Source organism: Mycobacterium timonense (genome assembly GCF_025821985.1).
Classification (GTDB): Bacteria; Actinomycetota; Actinomycetes; order Mycobacteriales; family Mycobacteriaceae; genus Mycobacterium; species Mycobacterium avium.
On record NZ_JACKSY010000040.1, the window covers coordinates 82,765 to 103,985 of the forward strand.

20 protein-coding genes and 1 pseudogene are annotated in these 21,221 nt (G+C 68.1%); 9 read left to right on the top strand and 12 right to left on the bottom strand.

The genetic code is table 11. The annotated features are described in order from the left end of the window. Window positions 1-63 precede the first annotated feature (63 nt). From H7I87_RS11550 to H7I87_RS11570, 5 genes are all read right to left on the bottom strand, one after another. Window positions 64-792, bottom strand: a complete 729-nt coding sequence (locus H7I87_RS11550; protein WP_011724620.1) for a sulfite exporter TauE/SafE family protein — start codon at window positions 790-792, stop codon at window positions 64-66. Window positions 793-965: 173 nt separating this feature from the next. After that, window positions 966-1,820, bottom strand: a complete 855-nt coding sequence (locus H7I87_RS11555) for a sulfurtransferase (RefSeq protein ID WP_011724621.1) — start codon at window positions 1,818-1,820, stop codon at window positions 966-968. A 156-nt stretch (window positions 1,821-1,976) separates the two neighbouring features. Next, window positions 1,977-3,122, bottom strand: a complete 1,146-nt coding sequence (locus tag H7I87_RS11560) for a glycosyltransferase (RefSeq protein WP_083071358.1) — start codon at window positions 3,120-3,122, stop codon at window positions 1,977-1,979. Window positions 3,123-3,238: 116 nt separating this feature from the next. Further along, window positions 3,239-4,423 (bottom strand): AAA family ATPase, encoded by a 1,185-nt coding sequence (locus tag H7I87_RS11565; protein WP_033722560.1) that lies wholly within the window; start codon window positions 4,421-4,423, stop codon window positions 3,239-3,241. Between the two features lie 33 nt (window positions 4,424-4,456). Beyond that, window positions 4,457-6,067, bottom strand: coding sequence for a Na+/H+ antiporter (locus H7I87_RS11570; RefSeq protein ID WP_033726801.1), 1,611 nt, complete (start codon window positions 6,065-6,067; stop codon window positions 4,457-4,459). Window positions 6,068-6,199: 132 nt separating this feature from the next. Here H7I87_RS11570 and H7I87_RS11575 point away from each other — a divergent pair, with 132 nt between their 5' ends. Beyond that, window positions 6,200-6,634 (top strand): protease inhibitor I42 family protein, encoded by a 435-nt coding sequence (locus H7I87_RS11575; RefSeq protein ID WP_003872412.1) that lies wholly within the window; start codon window positions 6,200-6,202, stop codon window positions 6,632-6,634. Here H7I87_RS11575 and H7I87_RS11580 read toward each other — a convergent pair. Next, complete coding sequence (locus tag H7I87_RS11580; RefSeq protein ID WP_033726802.1) at window positions 6,615-7,907, bottom strand: alpha/beta hydrolase; 1,293 nt, start codon at window positions 7,905-7,907, stop codon at window positions 6,615-6,617. The genes H7I87_RS11575 and H7I87_RS11580 overlap by 20 nt on opposite strands. Before the next feature lie 62 nt (window positions 7,908-7,969). Here H7I87_RS11580 and H7I87_RS11585 point away from each other — a divergent pair. After that, window positions 7,970-8,128: pseudogene (locus H7I87_RS11585) on the top strand (type II toxin-antitoxin system HicB family antitoxin); the annotation flags it as partial. A 10-nt stretch (window positions 8,129-8,138) separates the two neighbouring features. On the opposite strand, the gene fdxA reads toward H7I87_RS11585, so the two are convergent. Further along, window positions 8,139-8,465, bottom strand: coding sequence for a ferredoxin (gene fdxA, locus H7I87_RS11590; RefSeq protein ID WP_009976389.1), 327 nt, complete (start codon window positions 8,463-8,465; stop codon window positions 8,139-8,141). Window positions 8,466-8,680: 215 nt separating this feature from the next. Here fdxA and H7I87_RS11595 point away from each other — a divergent pair, with 215 nt between their 5' ends. Then, window positions 8,681-9,628 carry a LysR family transcriptional regulator gene (locus H7I87_RS11595; RefSeq protein WP_033726804.1) on the top strand — a complete coding sequence of 316 codons (948 nt, stop codon included), beginning with the start codon at window positions 8,681-8,683 and terminating at the stop codon, window positions 9,626-9,628. Window position 9,629: 1 nt separating this feature from the next. Here H7I87_RS11595 and H7I87_RS11600 read toward each other — a convergent pair whose 3' ends face one another. The 4 genes from H7I87_RS11600 to H7I87_RS11615 form a co-directional block, all read right to left on the bottom strand. Then, window positions 9,630-10,346, bottom strand: coding sequence for a sirohydrochlorin chelatase (locus H7I87_RS11600; protein WP_033726805.1), 717 nt, complete (start codon window positions 10,344-10,346; stop codon window positions 9,630-9,632). Further along, window positions 10,343-11,086: a phosphoadenylyl-sulfate reductase gene (locus tag H7I87_RS11605; protein ID WP_003872406.1), complete on the bottom strand. Its 744-nt coding sequence runs from the start codon at window positions 11,084-11,086 to the stop codon at window positions 10,343-10,345. Before H7I87_RS11605 ends, H7I87_RS11600 begins: the two co-directional genes overlap by 4 nt. Window positions 11,087-11,100: 14 nt before the next feature. Next, window positions 11,101-12,768, bottom strand: coding sequence for a nitrite/sulfite reductase (locus tag H7I87_RS11610; protein ID WP_009976394.1), 1,668 nt, complete (start codon window positions 12,766-12,768; stop codon window positions 11,101-11,103). A 361-nt stretch (window positions 12,769-13,129) separates the two neighbouring features. Next, window positions 13,130-14,443: a cytochrome P450 gene (locus H7I87_RS11615; protein WP_033726806.1), complete on the bottom strand. Its 1,314-nt coding sequence runs from the start codon at window positions 14,441-14,443 to the stop codon at window positions 13,130-13,132. A 121-nt stretch (window positions 14,444-14,564) separates the two neighbouring features. On the opposite strand from H7I87_RS11615, the gene H7I87_RS11620 reads away from it, so the two are divergent. Next, window positions 14,565-15,227: a TetR/AcrR family transcriptional regulator gene (locus H7I87_RS11620; RefSeq protein ID WP_023865707.1), complete on the top strand. Its 663-nt coding sequence runs from the start codon at window positions 14,565-14,567 to the stop codon at window positions 15,225-15,227. A 195-nt stretch (window positions 15,228-15,422) separates the two neighbouring features. Then, entirely contained in the window at window positions 15,423-16,883 is a 1,461-nt protein-coding gene (locus H7I87_RS11625) for a serine/threonine-protein kinase (RefSeq protein WP_033726809.1), read from the top strand. Between the two features lie 198 nt (window positions 16,884-17,081). On the opposite strand, the gene H7I87_RS11630 is transcribed toward H7I87_RS11625, so the two are convergent. Then, on the bottom strand, window positions 17,082-18,350 hold the full coding sequence (locus H7I87_RS11630; RefSeq protein ID WP_033726811.1) for a cytochrome P450: 1,269 nt from the start codon (window positions 18,348-18,350) through the stop codon (window positions 17,082-17,084). Between the two features lie 165 nt (window positions 18,351-18,515). On the opposite strand from H7I87_RS11630, the gene H7I87_RS11635 reads away from it, so the two are divergent. The 4 genes from H7I87_RS11635 to H7I87_RS11650 all read left to right on the top strand — a co-directional run bounded on the left by H7I87_RS11635 (window position 18,516) and on the right by H7I87_RS11650 (window position 21,120). Next, complete coding sequence (locus H7I87_RS11635; protein WP_033726812.1) at window positions 18,516-18,968, top strand: VOC family protein; 453 nt, start codon at window positions 18,516-18,518, stop codon at window positions 18,966-18,968. Window positions 18,969-19,148: 180 nt separating this feature from the next. Next, a complete protein-coding gene (locus H7I87_RS11640; RefSeq protein WP_033726813.1) occupies window positions 19,149-19,409 on the top strand; it encodes a type II toxin-antitoxin system Phd/YefM family antitoxin in 261 nt (86 codons plus the stop codon). After that, complete coding sequence (locus tag H7I87_RS11645; protein ID WP_033726814.1) at window positions 19,406-19,813, top strand: type II toxin-antitoxin system VapC family toxin; 408 nt, start codon at window positions 19,406-19,408, stop codon at window positions 19,811-19,813. Before H7I87_RS11640 ends, H7I87_RS11645 begins: the two co-directional genes overlap by 4 nt. 626 nt (window positions 19,814-20,439) lie before the next feature. Further along, window positions 20,440-21,120 carry a DUF262 domain-containing protein gene (locus tag H7I87_RS11650; RefSeq protein ID WP_196759537.1) on the top strand — a complete coding sequence of 227 codons (681 nt, stop codon included), beginning with the start codon at window positions 20,440-20,442 and terminating at the stop codon, window positions 21,118-21,120. Window positions 21,121-21,221 lie beyond the last annotated feature (101 nt).

Here is a 21,221-nt window from a genome sequence, read left to right on the forward strand (position 1 = left end):
GGGCGTTGAACGCGCCCGTGTTCACGACGCGAAAGCCTATCCCGCACAAGGGTGTTTGTTATCTCAGTGTGTCGCGGTCGCGATGAACATGCCGGCGGCAGCGACGACGAGCACGCCGTCAATCAGGAGCGCATAATGCCGCTGATCGGTTCGGCGCACGAGCGGACGCGCGACGAAGGGCCCGATCATCAAGGCGATGCCGATCACCAGCCCGCGGGTCACCACGGCGAAGCTGAGCGCACCCAGCTGGCCGAAGGTGCCGATTTTGCCGATGTAGAGCAGCAAGGCGCTGGCGGCCTCCGACCCGAGGAACGCGCCGCCGGACAGCCCGTATCCGGTGAAGACGGGCACGCTCAGTGGGCCCGTCGATAGGACCAGACCGGTGAGGAAGCCGACGACGACGCCCGCGACGGCCAAATGCCGCAGCCGAATCCGCCACCGGCGGGCCAGCGCAACCCTGCGTACCGGGATCATCGCGAGGAAAAACACCCCCAGCAGCCCGTCGACCACCGCCTGCGGGATGCTCAGCAGGGTGTTCGCGCCGAGCACGACGGCAGGAGTCCCCGGCAGCGCATAGGCAAGGACCGGCCGCCAGCGAATCTGCCGCCACCACGCGGCAACCCGCGCGACGTTCGCCATCACCGCCGCAATCCCCATGACGGGCACCGCAATTCGCGGCCCGTACATCATGACCAGCGCTGGCAGCAGCACCAGGGACGAGCCGGTGCCCACCAGCCCGCCGAGCGCTCCGGCGGCCAGGGCGATGAGAAAGAGGACGGCGAGAGCCACCATGGCAGGACCTTCTCGCCGGCACGCGGCGCACCGGCGGGGGTCCTCCAGGCTTTTGTCCGTTCAGATGACCGCCTTCCGTCGGGGAAGGCGGTGGCGCCGCTCGGACCAGTCACACCGTGTGGTGCCGGAACCCTAGGCGCTGTCGGGAACAGGCTAACAGGTGGTGCAGCCGCCTACGCGCCGCCGCGTTCCACTGGGCGGGCCGGGTCCGCGCACCACTCCGACCACGATCCCGGGTACAGCGCCGCCGTTCGGCCCACCGCCGCGAGCGCGGCGATCGTCACCGTGGCGGTGACGCCCGAGCCGCAATAGGCGGCCACCGCGCCGTGCCGCTCGATTCGGTGCTCGGCGAACACCCGGGCGAGCGCGTCGTCGTCGAGGAAGGTGCCGTCGGCCGCCAAAACGTCGCCGCTGGGCAGATTCTCGGCGCCGGGAATGTGCCCGGCGACGGGATCGAGTGGTTCCATTTCGCCGCGGTAGCGTTCCGGCGCCCGCGCGTCGATGAGTGTGGCGGCGCCCGCGGTCACCTGCTCGGTCGTCACGGTCGGACGGTTGCCGGAATGCAAATCATCATGCGGCACAGTCACATTCCCGGGCGCCGGTTCGACGGGCCCGGACACGAGTCGGCCGCCGGCCGCCCGCCAGGCGGCCAGCCCGCCGTCCAGAATGCGGACGTTGTCCAGCCCGGCCGCGCGCAGCAGCCACCAGGCGCGCGCGGAGCCGGCGCGGTTCCAGTCGTCGTAGACCACCACCGGTGTGTCCTGCCGGATGCCCCATCGGCGGGCGGCCGCCTGCAGGCTGGGTCCCGACGGCAGCGGGTGACGGCCCCGCCCGGACACCGTGTGGTCGCTGAGCTCGTCCTCGAGCGAGACGTACACCGCGCCGGGAAGGTGGCCCTGCAGGTAGGCCGCGCGGCCGTCGGGCTCGTCGAGCCTCCACCGCACGTCCAGGATGCTCACCGGGTCTCCGGCCTCGATGACGTCGGCCAACTCGGTCGCGGTGATCAATACCTGATCGCGTGCCCCCACCGGATCCTCCTTGTCGTCTGTAGCGAGACTAACCAGGGCGGTCGGGCAAACCAGCGCCCGCCCGAGCGGCGCGGCGAAAAGGCCCGGGTGACGGGGGCCGTCGACAGGAGCAACGGGTGGCGCACACGGCGAGCGACGCGGACGCGCCGCGCCAGGTCAGGCGGTTTGTTCGGAGTCCCCGCCCGGATCGTCGAAAACCGGTGCCCGCAACGACGCCAGCATGCCGGCGGCGGCCCGGTGCCAGGTGAAGTCCTCGGCGCGGCGGCGCGCGGAAATGCGGCGCTGCCGCTCGGGCCGGCTGACGATGGCGCCGACCGCTCGCGCGATGGCGGCCGGGTCGTTGGCGGCCGACGCGCCGCTGTCCGGGGTGACGATCTCGGTCAGCGCCGACGTGCGCGAGACCACGGCCGGCGTGCCGCACGCCAGCGACTCCAGCGCGGCCAGCCCGAACGTCTCGTGCGGTCCCGGGGCCAGCGTCACATCGGCCGAGGCGAGCAGCTGGGCCACGGTGGTGCGATCGGAGATGAAACCGGTGAAGTCGACCGCGAGCCGGGCGGCCTGCCGCTGCAGCCTGGCCCGCAGCGGGCCCTCGCCCACCACCACCAGCCGCGCGTCGACACCGGCGTGGCACAGCTCGCCGAGCGCGTCGATGCTGCGGTCGACGCGCTTTTCCACCGACAGCCGGCCGCAATGGACCAGCAGCAGCTGGGTCGGCGCCGCCCAGCGGCGGCGCACCAGCTGCGAGTGGTGCCGCGGATGAAACGTCTGCAGGTCCACCCCCAGCGGGACGGTGACGGTGTTGCCGGCGCCGATGCGGTCGAATTCCTCACGCGCAAAGCCGGTGGTGCACACCACGGTGTCGTAGTCGGCGGCGGTGCGGGCGTTGGCCAAATCGGCGAACTTCTGCGCTGCCCGACGCGGAAGTACCTGCCCCACAAGGCGATCCAGCCGCTCGTGAGAGATCATCACCGTCGTGACGCCGTGGTCGCGGCCCCAGCGGCCCAGCGATCGCAGGGTGAGCCGGTCGGACACCTCCAGTGCGTCGGGCCGCAACGCTTCCAGCAGCGCCTTGACCGGGCCCGGCAGCACCGCGCGGTAGCCGCCGGTGAAGGGAATCAGTCGGGCGGGCAAGGTGATTCGCACCACGCCGGTGTACAGCCGGGCACGCTCGGTGCGCTGCCCCGGAACGATCAGGAAGACCTCGTGGCCGTGGGCGCAGTATTCGGCGCCCAGTCGGTCGACCGCGGTGCGAAGGCCGCCGGAGCGAGGGCCATAGAAATTGGCGACCTGTACGACACGCATACCGTGAGGACACGCGGCGCGCGTGTGCACTCCTCAATGCTGGACCGACGCGGGTCTGAACACTGGGTGAACTTCGCCTGGCGGGGTGCTGCTCGGCGGTCTGGCGTCACACTCGACTACCGGGTGCCCCAATCCCAGCGGGGCGTCGTCATCAAAGTCTGCCCGCCGATGCGTGTTTCGCCCCAGTCCTTATACAGCTCGATCTCGACGGCTTCGCCGTCGGCGCCGCCTTCGCCCAGCGGGACGGTATCCAAGAACTCCAGCAGCGAGCGCGAGTGGGTGACCACGACGACCTGGGTCCTGGCGGCGGTGGTGCGGATCAGCGAAGCCAGCGGGGCCACCAGGTCGGGGTGCAGCGAGGTTTCCGGCTCGTTGAGCACCATCAGCGACGGCGGTTGCGGGCTCAGCAGCGCGGCGGCCCACAGCAGGAAACGCAGTGTGCCGTCGGATAATTCGGCCGACCGCAGGGCGCGCAGCATGCCGCGCTGGCGCAGCTGAAGGTCGAACAGGCCGTCGTGGATGGCCACCGAGACGGTGGCGCCGTCGAACGCCTCGGCGACGGCCCGGTCGAGGTCGTCGAACCCCGACTCGAGGATGGTTTGGATCGCTGCGGCGAGGTCGCTGCCGTCGTCGGCGAGCACGGGGGTGCGGGTGCCCACCTGCGGGTGCCGCGCCGGTGCCCCCGCGTCGACCCGGAAGCCGTCGTAGAACCGCCAGCCGCGCAGCCGATCTCGCACCGCCGCCAGTTCGGGCAGCGCGTGCGGGTGGGCGTATTCGGCGAGCACACTGTGATACGACGGCAGCGACCGGGACAGCTCGTCGAAACCGCTGCCGGAGTCGGCGCTGGCCTCGGCGAAACCGCGGGACCGTCGCACCAGCGTCGTGCTGGGCCGCAGCACCGGGCCGGCGAACAGCACTTCGCGTTTGATCTCCGGATCGCGGGCGAACACCGACTTCCCGGCCGACTGCGGCAGGCCCAGATCCACCAGATAACCGAAATCGTCTGCAGCGAAGCCCAATTCGAGGGATACGGGCCGGGTGCGCACGGTGCCCTCGGTCTTCCCGGAGCGTCGCGCGCCGGCCGGCTGCTCGGGGCCGGCCCACAGCACCGATTGCAGCCCGCCCTCGCGGGCCAGCGATCCGATCACCTCGCCGCGGCCGCAATCCGCCAGCAGCCGCAGTGCTCGATACAGCGACGACTTGCCGGTGCCGTTGGCGCCGGTGATCACCGACAGCCGGCCCAGCGGCAGAACCACCTCGCGCAGCGAGCGGTAGCCCCGGACCGCGACGGTGTGCAGCATGAGGCCGACTGTACGGTCGGCCACCGACGGGCCCTATTCCGTGTCGTCGTCGTCCTCGTCGGCCGCGGCGGCCAGCAGCTGCACCTCCTCGAGATCCATCTCGTTTTGCAGCTCCCGCAGCACCGTGTCGTCGATCCGGTTCTGATTGCGCAGCGCGGTGACCTCGCGGCGCTTGTGCTCGAGCACCCCCAGCCGCACCTGCCGGACCTTCTCCCGGGTCTTGAGGATCCGGTTGTCCGGCGAACCGTTCTCGGTGGCCAGCACCAGCGCGGCCTTCTCTTCGTATTCCTTGTGCAGCCGCCGGCGCAGCTCGTCGCTGACGCCGACCTCGTCGGCGACCGCGGGTAGGGCGTCCAGGGCGGCGCGGGCGGCACGGGTGCGGGCCAGCTGCAGCTCCTCGGCGTGCGCGACGTCCGCGGGCAGCCGCGCCCAGCGCACCACGGCGGGCAGCGTGCTGCCCTGCACCAGCACGGTCACCAGGATGACGACGGTGACGATGAAGATCAGCAGGCTGCGGTCCGGGAACGGCGCGCCGCTCAGCGTGGTCATCGGCACGGCCACCGCCGCGGCCAGCGACACCGCCCCGCGGAATCCGGCCCAGGCGGTGACGAAGCGCTGCCGCCAGCCGACCCGGCGTTCGCGTTGCACCGCGCGGCGGTCGATCAGCCGGATCAGCATGGTGGTGAATTCGCCCCAGAAGATGCGCGACACGATCACCACCCCGGTGATCACCAGCGCGACGAACAGGGCGTGCCGCACACCGCCGTCGACGCCCGCGATGCCGCGCAGCGCACCGGGGATCTGGACACCGACGAACACCCACAACGAGCCGTTGAGCAGGAACGTCGCGATGTCCCAGAAGGCGTAGGACTGCAGCCGGGAGCGGGCCCGGATCACCACCGGCCCGGAGTAGGCCAGCACCAGGGCCGACACCACCACCGCGACCACCCCGCTGCACTCGACCGATTGCGCCAGCAGGAACGCCGCGAAGGGCGTCACCAAACTCAGCGCTCCCTCCTCCTGCGGCGCGTCAATTCGCTTGCGCACCAGCGTCACTGCGCCGCCGACCAGCAGGCCCGCGGCGATCCCACCCAGGTACGAGCCGATGAACCGGAGCGTGACCTCCGGTGGGCTGATCGCCGGTGCGCCGATCGCGACGTGCACGCTGACCGCGAACAACACCAGCGCGGTGCCGTCGTTGATCAGACTCTCGGCCTTCAACACCGTCAGCGAGCGGCGGGGCAGCTTCTTGGCCAGCCCGGCCACCGCGGCCGCGTCGGTGGGGGAGAGCACCGCGCCCAGCACTCCGGCCGCATGCGGATCCATGCCCAGCGCCCGCGCCGTCCACGACACCGCCACCGCGGTGGCGATGACCAGCGCGACGCTGAGGAACACGATGATGCGCGCGTTGGCCCGGATCTCGCGGAAGCTGATGTTCAGGCCTTCCCAGTACAGGATGGCGGGCAGGAACAGCAGCAACACGATCTCGCCGTCGATCCGCACGTGCCCGAACTGCGGGACCAGACCCAGCAGCACGCCGAGCACGATGAGCAGCACCGGCGGGCCCACCCGGTAGCGACGGCCGACGACCGTGCCCACGATGACGGTGGACACCAGGGCGACGATCAGGACGAGGCCGAACACCAGCCCATCCTGCCGGACGGGACCGACGGTGGCCGCGCGGGCCGCACGACGTCATGCGCCGGCGCTTCTTCGCCTATCTTCGGTCTGGGTCACGGCCGATTAGGCTGCGGAGCGAAATCGAAGGGGGATCTGGTGAAGGTCAGGCTGCTGGCAACAGTCGCCGCGCTCATCTTGTCGACGGTGCTGGGCTGTCACTTCGAGTCCCGCAACCCGCCGTCGACCAAGACCCTCCAGGTCCCCATGAACGACGTGCTGACGCAGAGCGACATCAGCCAGAACATCACCCTGGCCGTCGGCAACACCCTGGTCGTGCAGCTGGGTTCGAACTACACCACCCCCTACCGGTGGACGCCCGACGCCAAGATCGGCGATTCGGCGATCGTCAAGCAGACCAGTCACGAATTCGTCCCACCGACTTCGGACGCGCTAGGGGCGCCGGGCACCGAGGTGTGGACGTTTGCGGCGCTGAAACCGGGGAGCACCACCATCACCACGTCCTACAGCAGCTTCGTGGACAAGAACGCCAAACCGGCGTGCACCTACACCCTCAGCGTGACCGTGCGATGAGCTGATCGGGCAGCCGATCGCGGGCCGAGTAGACCTCGGCGAGGAACTGCTCGACGGCCACCGCGGTGTGCGCGGCGCGCACCGAGCCGAAGATGTCGAAAGCGTGTTGGGTGAACGGCAACTCGGCGTAGACCACCGGTTGGGTGCTGACTTGGCGCAGCCGTTCGACGAACGCGCGGGCCTGCTCGACGTATGCCAACGAGTCGTTGCGGCCGTGCAGCACGAAAAATGGTGGTGCGTCCGGGTTTACGTGGGTGATCGGTGAGGCGGCGGCGAACGTCCCCGGGTGGGTGGCGGGCCGTTGTTTGATGATCGACTTGATCAGCAGTCCGGGCATCATCGGGTGCAGGCTGTCGTCGAAGCGGGTGAAGTCGTAGATGCCGTAGAACGGCACCGCCGCCTGCACCCGGGTATCGGCGTCTTCGAAGCCGGGCTGGAACCGCGGGTCGTTGGGGGTGAGCGCGGCCAGCGACGAGAGGTGGCCGCCGGCCGACCCGCCGGTGATCGCGATGAAGTCGGGATCGCCGCCGTAGCCGGCGATGTGTCGTTTGACCCAGGCCAGGGCGCGCTTGACGTCGACGATGTGGTCGGGCCAGGTGTTGCGCGGGCTGTGCCGGTAGTTGATCGCCACGCAGATCCAGCCCAGTTCCGCGAGATGGCTCATCAACGGATGTGCTTGTCCGCGTTTGTTTCCCGTCGTCCAGGCGCCGCCGGGGATCTGGAAGAGCACCGGCGCTCTGCCGGTGAGGTCGAGGTCGGGGCGGCGCCAGATGTCCAGGTGGTTGGCGCTGCCGAATTCGCCGTAGCTGATGTTGGAGTCGTGGGCGTAGTCGCGGTAGATGCGCAGCATCCGCAGCAGGCCCGGTGTTTTGGCGGTGCCGGCGCCGGTCGGCCGGCGCCACAAGTCCGCCGACTCGGTGAGCCGGTCGGCGCCCAGTTCGCTGTCCAGCGCATCGGTCAGCGGCACATTGGCTCGGTGGCCCGCCCGGCTCAGGTTGAGCAGGCCGAGCGCCGACAGGCCCGCGACCAGCCACGCGATGATGCGGACCGGCCGGGTCAGGCGACGTGCCGTCAGGGCCAGCCCGCCGAGCTGGCTGAGCATCGTCTGCAGCGGCAACTCGGTGACGACGAGCCCGAACATCCAGGCGTACAGCGACGGGTACCCCTTGCGCGCCAGCGGCCGGTAGGCGTTGAGGGTGGACGCCGCGGTCACCGCGCTGACCGTCAGCGACCCGATCTGCCGGATGAGGTGGACGATTCGAGCTTTGCGCATTGGCTCACTTTACGTAGGGGTGTGACGCCCGAATCCGCCAGCGCCCGTGCTATCAACCCGGCGTGAACCACTACACCTACCGAGTCGCCTGGTCGCCATACCTCGGCGAATACGTCGGCACCTGCCTCGAACTGCCCTACGTGCGCCGCCAGGGCGCGACGGCGCAGGAGGCGATGGGCGCGATCGAGGAGGCCGTCGATTGGTACATCGCCAGCGCTGAGTAGCGAAAGGCTACGACGCGTCGACGCGGCTTTCCAGGTTCTTCACCGGGGCCGGGTCGTTTTCGGTCAGCCCCACCTTCGCGGCCCCGCCGGGTGAGCCGAGTTCGGTGAAGAAATCGGCGTTGATCTGCAGGTATTGGCTGTGCTCGGGCGGCAGGTCGTCCTCGTAGTAGATGGACTCCACCGGGCACACCGGCTCGCAGGCGCCGCAGTCGACGCACTCGTCGGGATGGATGTAGAGCATCCGGGCACCCTCGTAGATGCAGTCGACCGGGCATTCCTCGATGCATGCCTTGTCTTTGATGTCGACGCAGGGCTCGGCGATCACGTAGGCCACGAGTGTTGTCCTTCCTTCTGGCGAGCGGGGTCAGCCGGGTGCGGGGCCGCAGCAACTCGGTTCAGGCTGGCCAATGTAGCGCGCCGGCGGCCGCGCGGGGCGCCGGCCGCGTGCCTTCCATGCTGGCCGCCCGCGCCGGGCCGCAGTAGAGGTGCCAGCGTTGTGGTGTCACAAGCTATAGTTGTGTCACACGATTTGATTGTGAGCCCGCGACCATGCCGCTCAGCCCGAGGATGCCCGAACTCGCCTCGTTCGAGGCGTTTTTGGCGATCGCCGAGACCGGCAGCCTCGGCCGAGCCGCCCGCGAACTCGGGCTGACCCAGCAGGCGATCTCCCGGCGGCTGGCCACCATGGAGGCCCAGATCGGTGTCACCTTGGCGGTGCGCACCACGCGCGGTTCACAATTGACGCCCGCCGGCCTCATCGTCGCCGACTGGGCGGCCCGGCTGCTCGAGGTCGCCCACGAGATCGACGCCGGCCTGGGCTCGCTGCGCAAGGAGGGCCGGGAGCGGATCCGGGTGGCGGCCAGTCAGACGATCTCCGAACAGCTGATGCCGCATTGGCTGCTGTCGCTGCAGGCCGAGGCGACCCGGCGCGGCGAGGCCGCGCCGCAGGTGATCCTGACCGCGACCAACAGCGAACACGCCATCGCCTCGGTCCGCGACGGCAGCGCCGATCTTGGATTCGTCGAAAACCCCGGCACGCCAAAAGGTTTGGGCAGCTGTGTGGTGGGGGAGGACGAGCTGGTGATCGTGGTGCCGCCCACCCACAAGTGGGCGCGCCGCTCCCGCGTGGTGACCGCACGCGAAGTCGCCCAGACCCCCCTGGTCGCCCGCGAACCGCATTCGGGAATCCGCGATTCGTTGACGGTGGCGTTGAGCAAGGTGCTCGGGGAGGACATGCAGCAGGCCGCGCCGGTGTTGGAGTTGACGTCCGCGGCGGCCATGCGCGCCGCCGTGCTGGCCGGCGCGGGGCCGGCCGCCATGAGCCGGCTGGCGGTGGCCGACGACTTGGCGGTCGGCCGGCTGCACGCCGTCGAGATCCCGAAGTTGGACCTGCGACGCAAGTTTCGCGCGATCTGGATCGGCGGGCGCACCCCGCCCGCCGGGTCGATCCGCGACCTGCTCAGCCACATCATCGCCCGCACGGCGGTATCGAAGTGATTCAGGCCGCGGCGTCGGCCGACAGCGCCTCGTCGTAACGATCCAGCACCGTCTCGGCCACCAATCGGTGCGCCCCCAGCGGGGCGGCTATGCGAATCCCGTTGTCCCGGGCGAAGGTTGACACCCCGTCGGTGATGAATCCCGGCGCCAGAAACCATGGTGCGATCACCAGCCGGCGCGCGCCGCGACGGCGCAACTGGTCGGCGGCGCGGGCCACCGACGCCTCGGGCCGGGTCGCAAAGGCCGTTGTGGCGCAAGCCCATCGGGTTCCGGCGGCCAACCGGGACGCAACCTTGGCGGTGCGTGCGTTGGCGGCGATGTTCGACGAACCGATCGCCACCACGATCACCCCGAGATCGTCGTCGAGCGGGGAAACCCCGATCTCGGCCAGACGCCCGCGCAGCACCGCCACCAACCGGTCGTCCTCGCCCAGCACGTCGGCCTGCCGGATGCCGTGCGCACCGGCGCGGGCGATCTGTTCGGGGATGTCGAGCCGCGCGTGGTAGGCGCTGGCCAGCAGCAGCGGGGCGACCACGGCGCGCCGGCTGTCCGGCAACCCGGCCAGCACGTCGACGAAGTTCGGGGCGTTGAGCTCGAGGAAGGCCAGCCGCACGTCGAGGCCGGGCCGCATCCGCCGAAGCCGATCGGCGACGGCCTCGGCATTGGCGGCCGACCGCGGATCGCGGCTGCCGTGTGCCGTGAGTACCAGCGTGCTCATGAGGCGTGTAACCCGCATTCGACCTTGTTTCGTCCGCGCCAACGCCCGCTGCGCGGATCCTCGCCCGGTGCCGGCTTGGCGGTGCACGGGGCGCAGCCGATCGACGGGTAGCCCTCCTGCACCAGCGGGTTGACCAAAACCCGGTTGCGCTCGATGTATTCGTCGACCTGCTCGTCGGTCCAGGCGGCGATCGGGTTGACCTTCACCACCTTGAACGACTCGTCGAAGCTGATCAGCGGGGCGTCGGCGCGGGTGGGCGCCTCCACCCGGCGCAGCCCGCTCACCCACGCCGCGTAGCCGCGCAGCGCCCTGCGCAGCGGCTCCACCTTGCGCAGCCGGCAGCATTCGTTGGGGTCCCGGGCGAACAGGTCCTTGCCCAGCAGCTCGTCCTGCTCGGCCACGGTGTGCTCGGGCGTGACGTTGAGCAGGTGGATGTCGTAGACCGCCTCGACGGCGTCGCGGGTGCCGATGGTCTCGGCGAAGTGATAGCCGGTGTCCAGGAACAACACCGGCACACCGGGGCGCACGTCGGAGGCCAGCGACACCGTCACCGCGTCCTGCATGTTGCAGGCCACCACGTATTTGCAGGTGGCCCAGCCACGCGGCCCGTCGACGGGCCCGAAGTGCTCGTCGGTCCAGCGCAGGATGTCGATCGCGCTGGCGCCCTCCAGCTCCGAGGCGCCGCGCTCGGCCAGCTCGCGCAGCTGTTCCTCGGTGAAGTCGGTTGCCACGTCGCTCATTTCGACCTCGGACCTCAGCGCAGCTCTTCCTCGTCGGCGCGCAGCGCCCAGGACGCGAACGTCTCACCGTCGTTGCGGCCCTCGAGGTACTTGCGCGTCACCCGGTCGATGTAGTCGCCCAGTTCTTCGCTGGTGACCTTGTGCTGCCGCAGTTTTCGGCCGAAGCCGCTCTGCTCGCCCAGGCCGCCGCCCAGGTGAACCTGGAAGCCCTCGACCGACGTGCCGTCGCCGTTGTCGATCCACTGGCCCTTGAACCCGATGTCGGCCACCTGGATTCGGGCGCACGAGTTCGGGCATCCGTTGAGGTGGACGCTGATCGGCGCGTCGAGCTGGGCGTCGACGTCGGCCAGGCGCCGCTCCAGCTCGGGCACCAAAGTCTGGGTGCGCACCCGGGTTTCGGCGAACGACAGCTTGCAGAACTCGATCCCGGTGCAGGCCATGGTGTTCTTGCGCCACGACGACGGCCGCGACGGCAGGCCCAGCGCGTCCAGGCCGGCGACGAGTTCGTCGACCTTGTCGTCGGGCACGTCGAGGATGACCAGCTTCTGAAACGGCGTCCAGCGCGCCCGATCGGAGCCGACCTGTTCCATCAGGTCGGCCACCGCGGACAGCGTGGTGCCCGAGACGCGCCCGGCGATCGGGGCGACGCCGACCGCGTTGAGCCCGTTCTTGATCTTCTGCACCCCGACGTGGTCGATGGTGTGCTTGACCGGCGCGGGCGCTGGTCCATCGATCAGCCGCCGGTTGAGGTATTCCTGTTCGAGAATTTCACGGAACTTTTCTATGCCCCAGTCCTTGACCAGGAACTTCAGCCGGGCCTTGGCGCGCAGCCGCCGGTAGCCGTAGTCGCGGAACAGCTGGGTGACGGCTTCCCACACGTCGGGCACCTCGTCCAGCGGAACCCACACGCCGAGCCGCTGGGCCAGCATCGGGTTGGTGGACAGGCCGCCGCCCACCCACAGGTCCAGGCCGGGTCCGTGCTCGGGGTGCTCGACGCCGACGAACGCGACGTCGTGGGTCTCGTGCGAGACGTCCTGCAGGCCCGAGACCGCGGTCTTGTACTTGCGCGGCAGGTTGGCGTATTCGGGGTTGTTCAGGGAGCGACGGACGATCTCCTCGATCGCGGGCGACGGATCGAGCACCTCGTCGAGCGAGTCGCCGGCCAGCGGCGAGCCGTGGATGCCGCGCGGGCAGTCGCCGCAGGCCTCGGTGGTCTGCAGCCCGACGGACTCGAGCCGCCGCCAGATCTCGGGCACGTCCTCGATGCGAATCCAGTGCAGCTGCAGGTTTTCCCGGTCGCTGATATCGGCGGTGTCGCGGGCGAATTCGGTGGAGATCTGGCCGAGCGTGCGCATGGTGTGCGCCGACATCGCCTTGCCGTCGGAGCGGACCCGCATCATGAAGTACTTGGCTTCGATCTTGTCGGTGTTGTCGTCACCGGTCCAACTGCCGTCGTAGCCCTGCTCGCGTTGGGTGTACAGGCCCATCCAGCGGAAGCGGCCGCGCAGGTCGGACTTGTCGATGCTGTCGAAACCCTGCTTGGCGTAGACGTTGATGATGCGCTCGCGCACGTTCAGCGGTCCGTCGGCCAGCTTGATCTTCTCGGTGTCGTTGAGCGGTTCGCGATCTCCCAGCGCCCACTGACCCTCGTTGCGGGTCTTGACGGGACGTGCGGTGGTCATGTGGTGTTCTCCTTCGCGAACATTCCCCGGTGTGCGACGCACCGGGGCGGTGTTCCTGACGGCGGCTCAGATCGGCCTGCTACGGGGCCGGGATGGGCTGTCGGCCGCGGCATCGCGATGATGTTGGGGCTTTAGGAACCCGCAAGTTCGTCGTTGGACCCACGGGTCGCGATTCCCATAGTGCACTACTTGCGGCGGCGTCAGTAGAGGTCGCATGTTGTGAGGGCACAACCGGACGTTGTGTGCGCCGCCTCACGGTGGGTGACGGCGATCACTTTGCGGGCCAGGCGAATTGCCGGGCCGGTCGCTGCCGTGAGGTTGGCAATTCCGGCCTGATTGGCAACCTTGGTCAGGCCGGGCGTCAGACCGGAATCGTGGTGGAAGTCGTTCTGCGGCCGCCGAGTTGGGCCGGCAGCCGGGTGTATCCGTGCAAGTTGATCAGCGACCGCCGTTGCGGGGCGGCGGTGAGCCGCAGATCGGGGAAGTTCTCGAAGAGCGCGCGCAGCGCGGTGGCGCCCTCGATGCGGGCGAGGGCGGCGCCCAGGCAGGCGTGGATGCCGGAGGCGAACGCCAGGTGCTCGCGCGCATTGGGCCGGGTGACGTCGAAAGTGGTTGGGTCGCTGAACACTTTGGGGTCGCGGTTGGCGCCGCCGAGGAACAGCCCGACCATCTCGCCGGCGCCGATGTGGGCGCCGGCGATGTCGACGTCGCAGGCGGGGGTGCGCGCGGTCATCTGGACCGGGCTGGCGATGCGCAGGATCTCCTCGACGGCCGAGGGCCACAGGTCGGGATTGTCGTGCAGCAGCGCCAGCTGCTCGGGGTGTTGCAGCAGCAGCACGATCCCGTTGCCGATCAGGTTCACCGTGGTCTCGAAACCGGCGCCGACGATGAGCGCGGCGTTGGCGGTGAGTTCGCGGTCGGTCAGCGACCCGTCGGCGGCCATCCGGCCGAACGGATTGTCGCTGTGCGGGTCGGCGCGCAGCTGGTGGAAGTGCGCGAGCAGGTAGTCGTCGACGCCACGCAGGCCGTCGATGGCGTCGCGGTAGGTCTTCCAGTCAATGCCGAGGTCCAGCAGCGGGGAGCCGCTGCGGCCCCACGCCAGCATGCGCGGATAGGAATCGGGCGGCATGCCAAGGATTTCGGCGATGATGGCGACCGGCAATCGGGTCGCGAAGTCCGCGATCAGATCGGGCTGCGGGGTGGCCGCGATGCGCTCGATCAGCTCCATGGTCACCTGCGCGACCCGGGTGTTCAGTGCCTCGATGGCGCGCGGGGTGAAGCTCTGCGCGACCAGTTGCCGGTAGCGGGTGTGGTCGGGCGGATCCACGATCACCATGGCGGGCGGCTCCACCGGGTTGGCGACGCCCGGATCGGTTCTGGCGATCAGCGCCCGCACCGGACGCGGCAGCTCCATCTCGGTGGGCGAGGTGACGCCAAAGCGCTTGTCGCGCAGCACTTGTCGGCACACCGCATGGTCGACGCTGGCCCACACGAAGGGCGCACGCATCAGCGGCCCGCGGGCGCGGATCTGTTCCATTAACGCGTAGCGGTCCTCGCCCGTCGTTCCGCTGCGCAGCAGCCGCGCCAGCGGGTCACCGCGCCGGGCCTGGACCGCGAAGTAGGCCCGCGGCAGGCCGTGCATGGCCATCCACCGGGCGCTGAGCCGGACACGCATGGGCGATCCCTCCGAAACCGTGAGCCAGTCACGAGACGTGCGATACAGTGAAACTCTAAATGTCTCAGATGGCTCGTCCGTCACGATACGACGGCCGCGGCCGGCGGGCAAGGAGGGATGCATGACCTCGACGCGAACGGCGGAGTTCGTGCGACGACTCACCGAACCCGACCCCGTCGTCCTCGCCCAGGTCGACAACCCCGACGAGATCACCGCCCGAATTCTGGCCGCCACCCTCGAACAGGCCGAACTCGTCGGGATGCGCCGCACCACCATGGAGGACGTGGCCCGGCGCAGCGGCGTCGGGCGCGCCACCCTGTACCGGCGGTTCCCGACCAAGGCGGCGCTCGTCGACGCCGTGGTGCTGGCCGAGGCGCGCCGCTACCTCGAGGGGGACGCGCAGGCCTGGGCGCAGGGCGCGACGTTCGAGGACCGCATGGTCAACAGCACGGTGTTCTCGGTGACCTTCATGCGCGAACACGCGCTGCTGAAGAAGTTGCTGCGCACCGAGCCCGAGACGATCCTGCCCAGCCTGACCGTTGACGCAGGCGTCATCCTTGACTACGCCATCGAGTACACCGTCGGGCTGCTGCGCAGGGAGCTCTACGGCACGGAGACCACCCCGTCCCAGGAGCGGCACCTGCGCACGGTCGCGGAACTGCACACCCGGCTGACGCTGTCGTTCATTGTCACGCCGCACACCAGCATCAACCTCGCCACCGTCGACGACACCCGCAGTTACGTGCGCAACTATTTGATGCCCATGGTGGTCGGGCCTCGCTAATGGGCCCAACGGCACCGGATCAGGCGGCCTTGGCCCGGCCCATGTCGAATGTCGTTGCGGCTAGGGTGGGATGGCGTGGCGCGCGCGGGGGCGCCGCGGTAGCGACACGCGTGAGGTTGGCCACGTTAGCTCGACGCCCGATTCGGGAACACGCGGGCTGAACCGTCGTGAGAGTGGTGAGAAAGGACAGTTCTGGTGAGCTCCTCGTCCCGCGGGTCGCGGCTTGGCACCCGGTTCGGGCCGTACGAGCTGCGATCGCTGATCGGCGCCGGGACGTTGGGCGAGGTCTACCGTGCCTACGACACGGTCAAGGACCGGTTGGTCGCGCTCAAGCTGTTGCGGGGCGAGTTGGATGCTGGTTTCCGGCAACGTCTTTGGCGCGAGTGCCGGGCGGTGACGCGGCTGCAGGAGCCGCACGTGCTGCCGCTGCATGACTTCGGCGAGATCGACGGCGTGCCGTTCATCGACATGCAGCTGGTCGACGACGGGGGCAGCCTCAAGGAGTTGCTGCGCGAGCAGGGCGGGCTGGAGCCGTCGCGGGCGGCGTCGATCACCGGGCAGGTGGCGCGCGCACTGGACGCCGCGCACGCCGCCGGGCTGATGCACCTGGACGTCAAACCGGAGAACATCCTGCTGACCCACGACCACTTCACCTATCTCGCCGACTTCGGGCTGGCCCAGGCCGCCGGCGACGAGAAGCTTTCGCGCACCTACATGGCGCCCGAACGGTTCACCACCGGAAGCCTCGGGCCGCAGACCGACATCTACTCACTGGCGTGTGTGCTCTACGAATGCCTCACGGGTCAGCCACCATTCGAGGGTGCCGACCCGGGGGAGCTGAGGAGCGCGCACCTGCTGTCGCCGGCGCCCCGGCCCAGCATCATGCGCCGCGGTGTCGGCCGGGCGTTTGACGACATCATCACCCGGGGGATGGCCAAGCAGCGAAGCGCGCGATTCGCGTCCGCCGGCGAGCTGGCCCGGGCGGCCAGCGAGGCGGTGTTCGCGGCCTACGAGCCGGTGTCGGCGGCGCCCGGGCTCGGCGGGCCCCGTCCGTTGCCGACGCCGCCGGCGCAGTTCGACGACCCGGACGACACCTTGGGGCCGCCCCCTGCTGCCGAGCGACCGCCGCGCGGGCCGGCGGGCCGGCTGCCCGTGGTGGTGACCGCGGTGGCGGTGCTGATGTTGATCGCCGGGGTGGTGCTGTCGGTGAAAACCGTTGTGGGGACTCGTCACAACAATTCGGCCCCGCCGCCGGCCCCGCCCACGCGCGCGTTGGCGCCCCCGCCCCCGACGACCCCGCCGCCACCGCTGACTCCGACGCTGTCGCGTCCGGTGACCGGCGCCGACGGGCTGGGGTTCATCGGCGAGACGGCGCGCTGCGACCCGGGCAACCCGCCCGCCGCGGTGGTGCGCACGGCCAAGTCGCTGGCCGTGGTGTGTCAAAACCTCAGCGGCAGTTACTACTACCGCGGCGAGCGGATTCGCGACGGCGCCCACATCGAGCTGTCCAACGCCGAGCGGGTGGAGGACGGGTTCGACGTCACCAATCCCGTCGACGGCGTCGTCTACGAGGTGCGGCCGAATCGGTTGCGGATCATCAGCTTCGGGCACGTCGACTCGTCCGAGCCGGTGCTGCAGTACGCGACGGCGTCGTAATCGGCACGGTTTTTTGGGGGGCGTGTTGGGACGGGTCGTTTGCGCCGGCTCTTGGGGGTGTTACGGGAGTCTCATGGGCATCATCGGTCACATGGGTGCCGGTTTGCCTACCATGAGATCACTCCCAAATCTGCTAGCGGATGTGATAGCACTCCTGTCGAAGCGGCCAATGGGGCCGTTGCGTGTAGCGATACGGGATCACCACGGACGCAATGTTTTGCGGCTCTTTCCGGGTGCGAAGGTGACCGGCAGCTGGCCCAGGCCGGTCATGCTGGGGTTGCCCAGGTATTGGTGCACGTTTTCGACGTCGACCTGGTAGTCCGGGATGCGGTCAAGAACCGCCCTGACCGTCACCTCCGACATCAGCCGCGCGAGGTGGGAGCCGATGCAGCGGTGCGGACCCAGGCCGAAGGCGACGTGCCGGTTGGGTGCGCGGTCGAGGATGATCTCGTCGGGCCGGTCGAATTCGTTTTCGTCGTGGTTGGCCGACAGCCAGCTGATGACGACGCGGTCGTTCTTGCGCAGCCGTTGGCCCGCCAGGACAACGTCGTGAGTGACTGTGCGACTGAGGGTTTGGTTGACCGAGAAGTAGCGCAGGAATTCGTCGGTGGCGGTGCGGTAGAGCTCGGGGTGGTCGATGAGTTGCTGCCGGAGGCCGGGGTGGGTGCCCAGGTGCAGCAGGGTCAGCGCGGTCTGCGAGGTGGTGGTGTCGACGCCGCCGCCGATCAGGTTCCACAGGATGTTGAGCAGCTGCTCGTCGGTGAGGCGGTGGCCGTCGAACTCGAATCGAATGAGGAAGCTGGTCAGGTCTTCTTCCGGTTTCGCGCGTCGGGTGGCGGCGTAGTCGAGGACTTCGTGCATCATCGCCGGCACTTTGGCGATCGCGGCGGCGTACTCGTCGCTGTCCTGGGAGACGGCCATGACCGAGTGAAACAGGTTGGCGTACAGGTGCCAGTTGTCGTAGGGCAGGCCCATCAGCTTCATGGTGAGGATGGCCGGGACGGGGCTGGCGTAGTCGAGCACCAGGTCCATCTGCCCGGTGGTTATTTGTTGGTCGAGGAACCAGTGGGCGGATTGCTCCATGAACTGCTTGAGTTTCTCCACGGCGCCGGGGGAGAAGAACGGGGCCAGCGCGTGGCGTAGCGCTTGGTGGTAGGGGCCGTCGACCTCGCCGAGGCCCAGGGCCGGTTGGCATTCGGGGCGCGGGACGCCCATCTCGCCCTGGTAGTCCACGCCGTCGGCGGCGTTCGGCTCGTACTTGTGGGCGAAAGTGTCGCCGTTGCGGGCGGTTTGGCTGACGGCGTCGTAGCTGCTGAGGAACCAGAACCCGCCGTAGTTCTCGTTCCACGCGACCGGACATCGTTGCCGCAGTTCGGCGTTGACGGCCAGTTCGTTGAGGTTGAACGCGTCGGAGTGATGGTCGAAGTCGACGATCGCGTCGGGGCTGACGTTCGGACGTGTGGCCATCGAAAAGCCCTCCAACGGAAGGTGATTTGCGTATTCGGCGGAAGCGGGCGGCTATTGGTTTATGTTTTGCATTATTACGCGTTCCAGCTGGTTGCAGTAGGGGCCTCGACGCCGGGCGGCGTCGGGCAGGGCCGGTTCGGTCCGACTTGCTGCGGGAAGGTTGCCATGACGAGCCATCGCACGGTTTTTAATCACGTTGGGTTATGCGTGGCGGATCGGGAGCGCTCCCGCCGGTTCTACGAGGGTCTGCTGGGTTTCCAGTTTTGGTGGGAGATCGACCCGCCGGACGATCGGACCGCTCAGCTGGTGGGGCTGCCCGAGCCGCTCGGCGTGCACGCGACATATCTGGTGCGCGACGGCCTGGTGCTCGAGCTGATCGACTACTCCAAGCGCCGGGTTCATGCCGGCTCGGAGCGGGTGATGGATCAGATCGGGCTGACGCACATCTCGTTCTCGGTGTCCGACCTGCCGGGTGTGTTGGCCCGGGTGCGCGAGTTTGGGGGAGCGGTGGTCGACGGGAGCGTGTCCGATGGCGCCGCGATGATCCGAGATCCGGATGGGCAGTTGTTGGAGTTGCTGTCGGAGGGTTGGTTGGCGGCATTGCCGGGGAGGCATTAGTCGGTCGGCCGGATGCGGGCGACAAGGCGATGTTGTCGGTGCCGGATGAGATGGTCTCGTCATGGAGACGGCGCTCGGTCGAAGCGATTGCCCGTCACCAAACACGTCCTCTCAGAGTGACTTTGGGCAGGACGAACTTGGCCGCTCCCGGAAGGGCTACAATTGTGCTACGTTTGTAGCATGTCTGAAGTAGCGTCTCGCGAGCTGCGCAACGATACGGCGGGGGTGCTGCAGCGCGTGCGGGAAGGTGAGGATGTCACCATCACCGTCAACGGCCGAGCCGTCGCGATGCTGACCGCGCTGCGGCCGCAGCGACGGCGGTGGCTGAGCAAGGCGGAGTTGCTGTCGCGCTTGCGCCGCGCGCAAGCCGATCCCGGGCTACGCCAAGACCTCGCAACCCTTGCAGGCGACACCACTGAGGACCTCGGTCCGATCCGATGACTGCAAGGCCGGCGGCCGGGGTGCTCGACACCTCGGTGTTCGTCGCGTCCGAAAGCGGACGGCACCTGGACGAGGCGCGAATCCCCGACGAGGTAGCCACCACCGTCATCACCCTTGCCGAACTTCACGCCGGCGTATTAGCCGCGACGACGTCCGACGTTCGGGCGCAACGCCTCGCAACGCTGGAATCGATAGCGGATATGGAAATGTTGCCAGTCGACGACGACGCAGCCCGCATGTGGGCAAGGTTGCGGATCCACCTAGCCGAGGCTGGACGGCGGATGCGGGCCAATGATCTGTGGATCGCGGCGATCGCGGCATCGCGGGGACTGCCCGTCATCACCCAGGATGACGACTTCGCCGCACTCGACGGCGCGGCGAACCTGGCGATTATTCGGGTCTGACGGTGTGGCAAATCGAGGCATGAGAGGCGCGCGCAATCGCCTGACCAAGCCGCCAAACCGGATTCGGCTGCCGCGCAACTGTATTAAAAAACTTAGGATTGCGACCTCCTGAGTAGTATTCTCGGCGGAGCCACACGGGTGGAGAATTTCGATGAGTGTCAGTGGGGAATTTCAGCAAGCGCAGTCGTCGATGCCGACCACAAGTTGTTTGCACCTGACACAACGAAGATGCTGGGCCGCTGCGTGATGAGAGATGGTGGCCATCTGCGGATTAGCTCAATGGGTCCGCTCGACAGCAACCGGACATGAGCACACCAGTAGCAACTTCGCCACGCGGATCCTGCACGTCGCGGATGGAGGTCGCCCCGCTCGAGCAATGTCTACACGACGCATGCGGCACGCAACCCTTTCGTTGCGTCCAGGATCGTCAAATCGAGATTGCAAACCGATAGCGCCTCGACGGTCGAAGCGAGCAGTACCCCCTTACAGGTCAAGGTCGTGAACCTCATCTGCCGGAAAACCTAGACACAGCAGCCGCCGGTGTCTTAAACAGAAGGGAAGCTCCCTCAGCGCTTCTTACATATCTCGCCCACCCCACCTGGTAGCTATCAGAAAGTTGTACGTGCATGCCCATACAAGCTAAGGAAATCTTCGAGGCTCAAAGCCGCAGTCTTCGCGAGTTGCTGTCCGACAACGGACTTGGACTGTACCTGCCGCCGTACCAGCGTCCGTACGGTTGGGATAAAAACAAGGTCGAAAAGCTTCTTGACGACACGCTCCACGGGTTGAAAAACCTTGCTGAGGCACCCGACAGTTTCACGTTCCTTGGGACGGTAATCACGATCCACGACGTAAATCACGTGACGGTACTTCCCATCGTCAAGCCGGAGGTGCCATCCAAGGTTCTCACCGTCATTGATGGCCAGCAGTGGTTATCGAGCTTGTTACTCCTGTTAGTTAGTCTCCATAATTTGATCCGTCAACGCTCATGGAAAGTCTTCAAGGGCAAAACTCCCGATCCGGCCGACAGTGCACGGACTCACCTCTACTCGGAGACCGTCAACATTCTCCAGATGCTCGCCACTGCATTCTACGAGCGTAAAAATTTTGGCGATGCCCCGATCTATCCGAGGCTAATCCGCGCATTTATGGATCAGTGGTCTAAGGATGAGAAGCTTAAGCTCTACGAATCGCCAATCGCAAATTTGGTGTACTCCTATGCAGTACTCGCAGATGCTGAGCAGCCTTCGGTTCGGCCGACAGACTTTAAACCGAAACCGCGGCCGACCCGACTTTTATCAGGCTAGTGCGCACGTAGGCTGTGGATGTTTGCGAGGATTTCGGCGAGGTCGGGTGGTGGCGGTTCAGCAGCGGTCAGGGTGTGCTTGCCGGCTTGGATAGTGACGGT

Coding starts and splice junctions, on each gene's coding strand:
- H7I87_RS11550 (WP_011724620.1), bottom strand. CDS start 792: ATGGTGGCTCTCGCCGTCCTCTTTCTCATCGCCCTGGCCGCCGGAGCG.
- H7I87_RS11560 (WP_083071358.1), bottom strand. CDS start 3,122: ATGCGTGTCGTACAGGTCGCCAATTTCTATGGCCCTCGCTCCGGCGGC.
- H7I87_RS11565 (WP_033722560.1), bottom strand. CDS start 4,423: ATGCTGCACACCGTCGCGGTCCGGGGCTACCGCTCGCTGCGCGAGGTG.
- H7I87_RS11580 (WP_033726802.1), bottom strand. CDS start 7,907: ATGCGCAAAGCTCGAATCGTCCACCTCATCCGGCAGATCGGGTCGCTG.
- H7I87_RS11595 (WP_033726804.1), top strand. CDS start 8,681: ATGCCGCTCAGCCCGAGGATGCCCGAACTCGCCTCGTTCGAGGCGTTT.
- H7I87_RS11600 (WP_033726805.1), bottom strand. CDS start 10,346: ATGAGCACGCTGGTACTCACGGCACACGGCAGCCGCGATCCGCGGTCG.
- H7I87_RS11605 (WP_003872406.1), bottom strand. CDS start 11,086: ATGAGCGACGTGGCAACCGACTTCACCGAGGAACAGCTGCGCGAGCTG.
- H7I87_RS11610 (WP_009976394.1), bottom strand. CDS start 12,768: ATGACCACCGCACGTCCCGTCAAGACCCGCAACGAGGGTCAGTGGGCG.
- H7I87_RS11615 (WP_033726806.1), bottom strand. CDS start 14,443: ATGCGTGTCCGGCTCAGCGCCCGGTGGATGGCCATGCACGGCCTGCCG.
- H7I87_RS11620 (WP_023865707.1), top strand. CDS start 14,565: ATGACCTCGACGCGAACGGCGGAGTTCGTGCGACGACTCACCGAACCC.
- H7I87_RS11630 (WP_033726811.1), bottom strand. CDS start 18,350: ATGGCCACACGTCCGAACGTCAGCCCCGACGCGATCGTCGACTTCGAC.
- H7I87_RS11635 (WP_033726812.1), top strand. CDS start 18,516: ATGACGAGCCATCGCACGGTTTTTAATCACGTTGGGTTATGCGTGGCG.
- H7I87_RS11640 (WP_033726813.1), top strand. CDS start 19,149: ATGTCTGAAGTAGCGTCTCGCGAGCTGCGCAACGATACGGCGGGGGTG.
- H7I87_RS11645 (WP_033726814.1), top strand. CDS start 19,406: ATGACTGCAAGGCCGGCGGCCGGGGTGCTCGACACCTCGGTGTTCGTC.
- H7I87_RS11650 (WP_196759537.1), top strand. CDS start 20,440: ATGCCCATACAAGCTAAGGAAATCTTCGAGGCTCAAAGCCGCAGTCTT.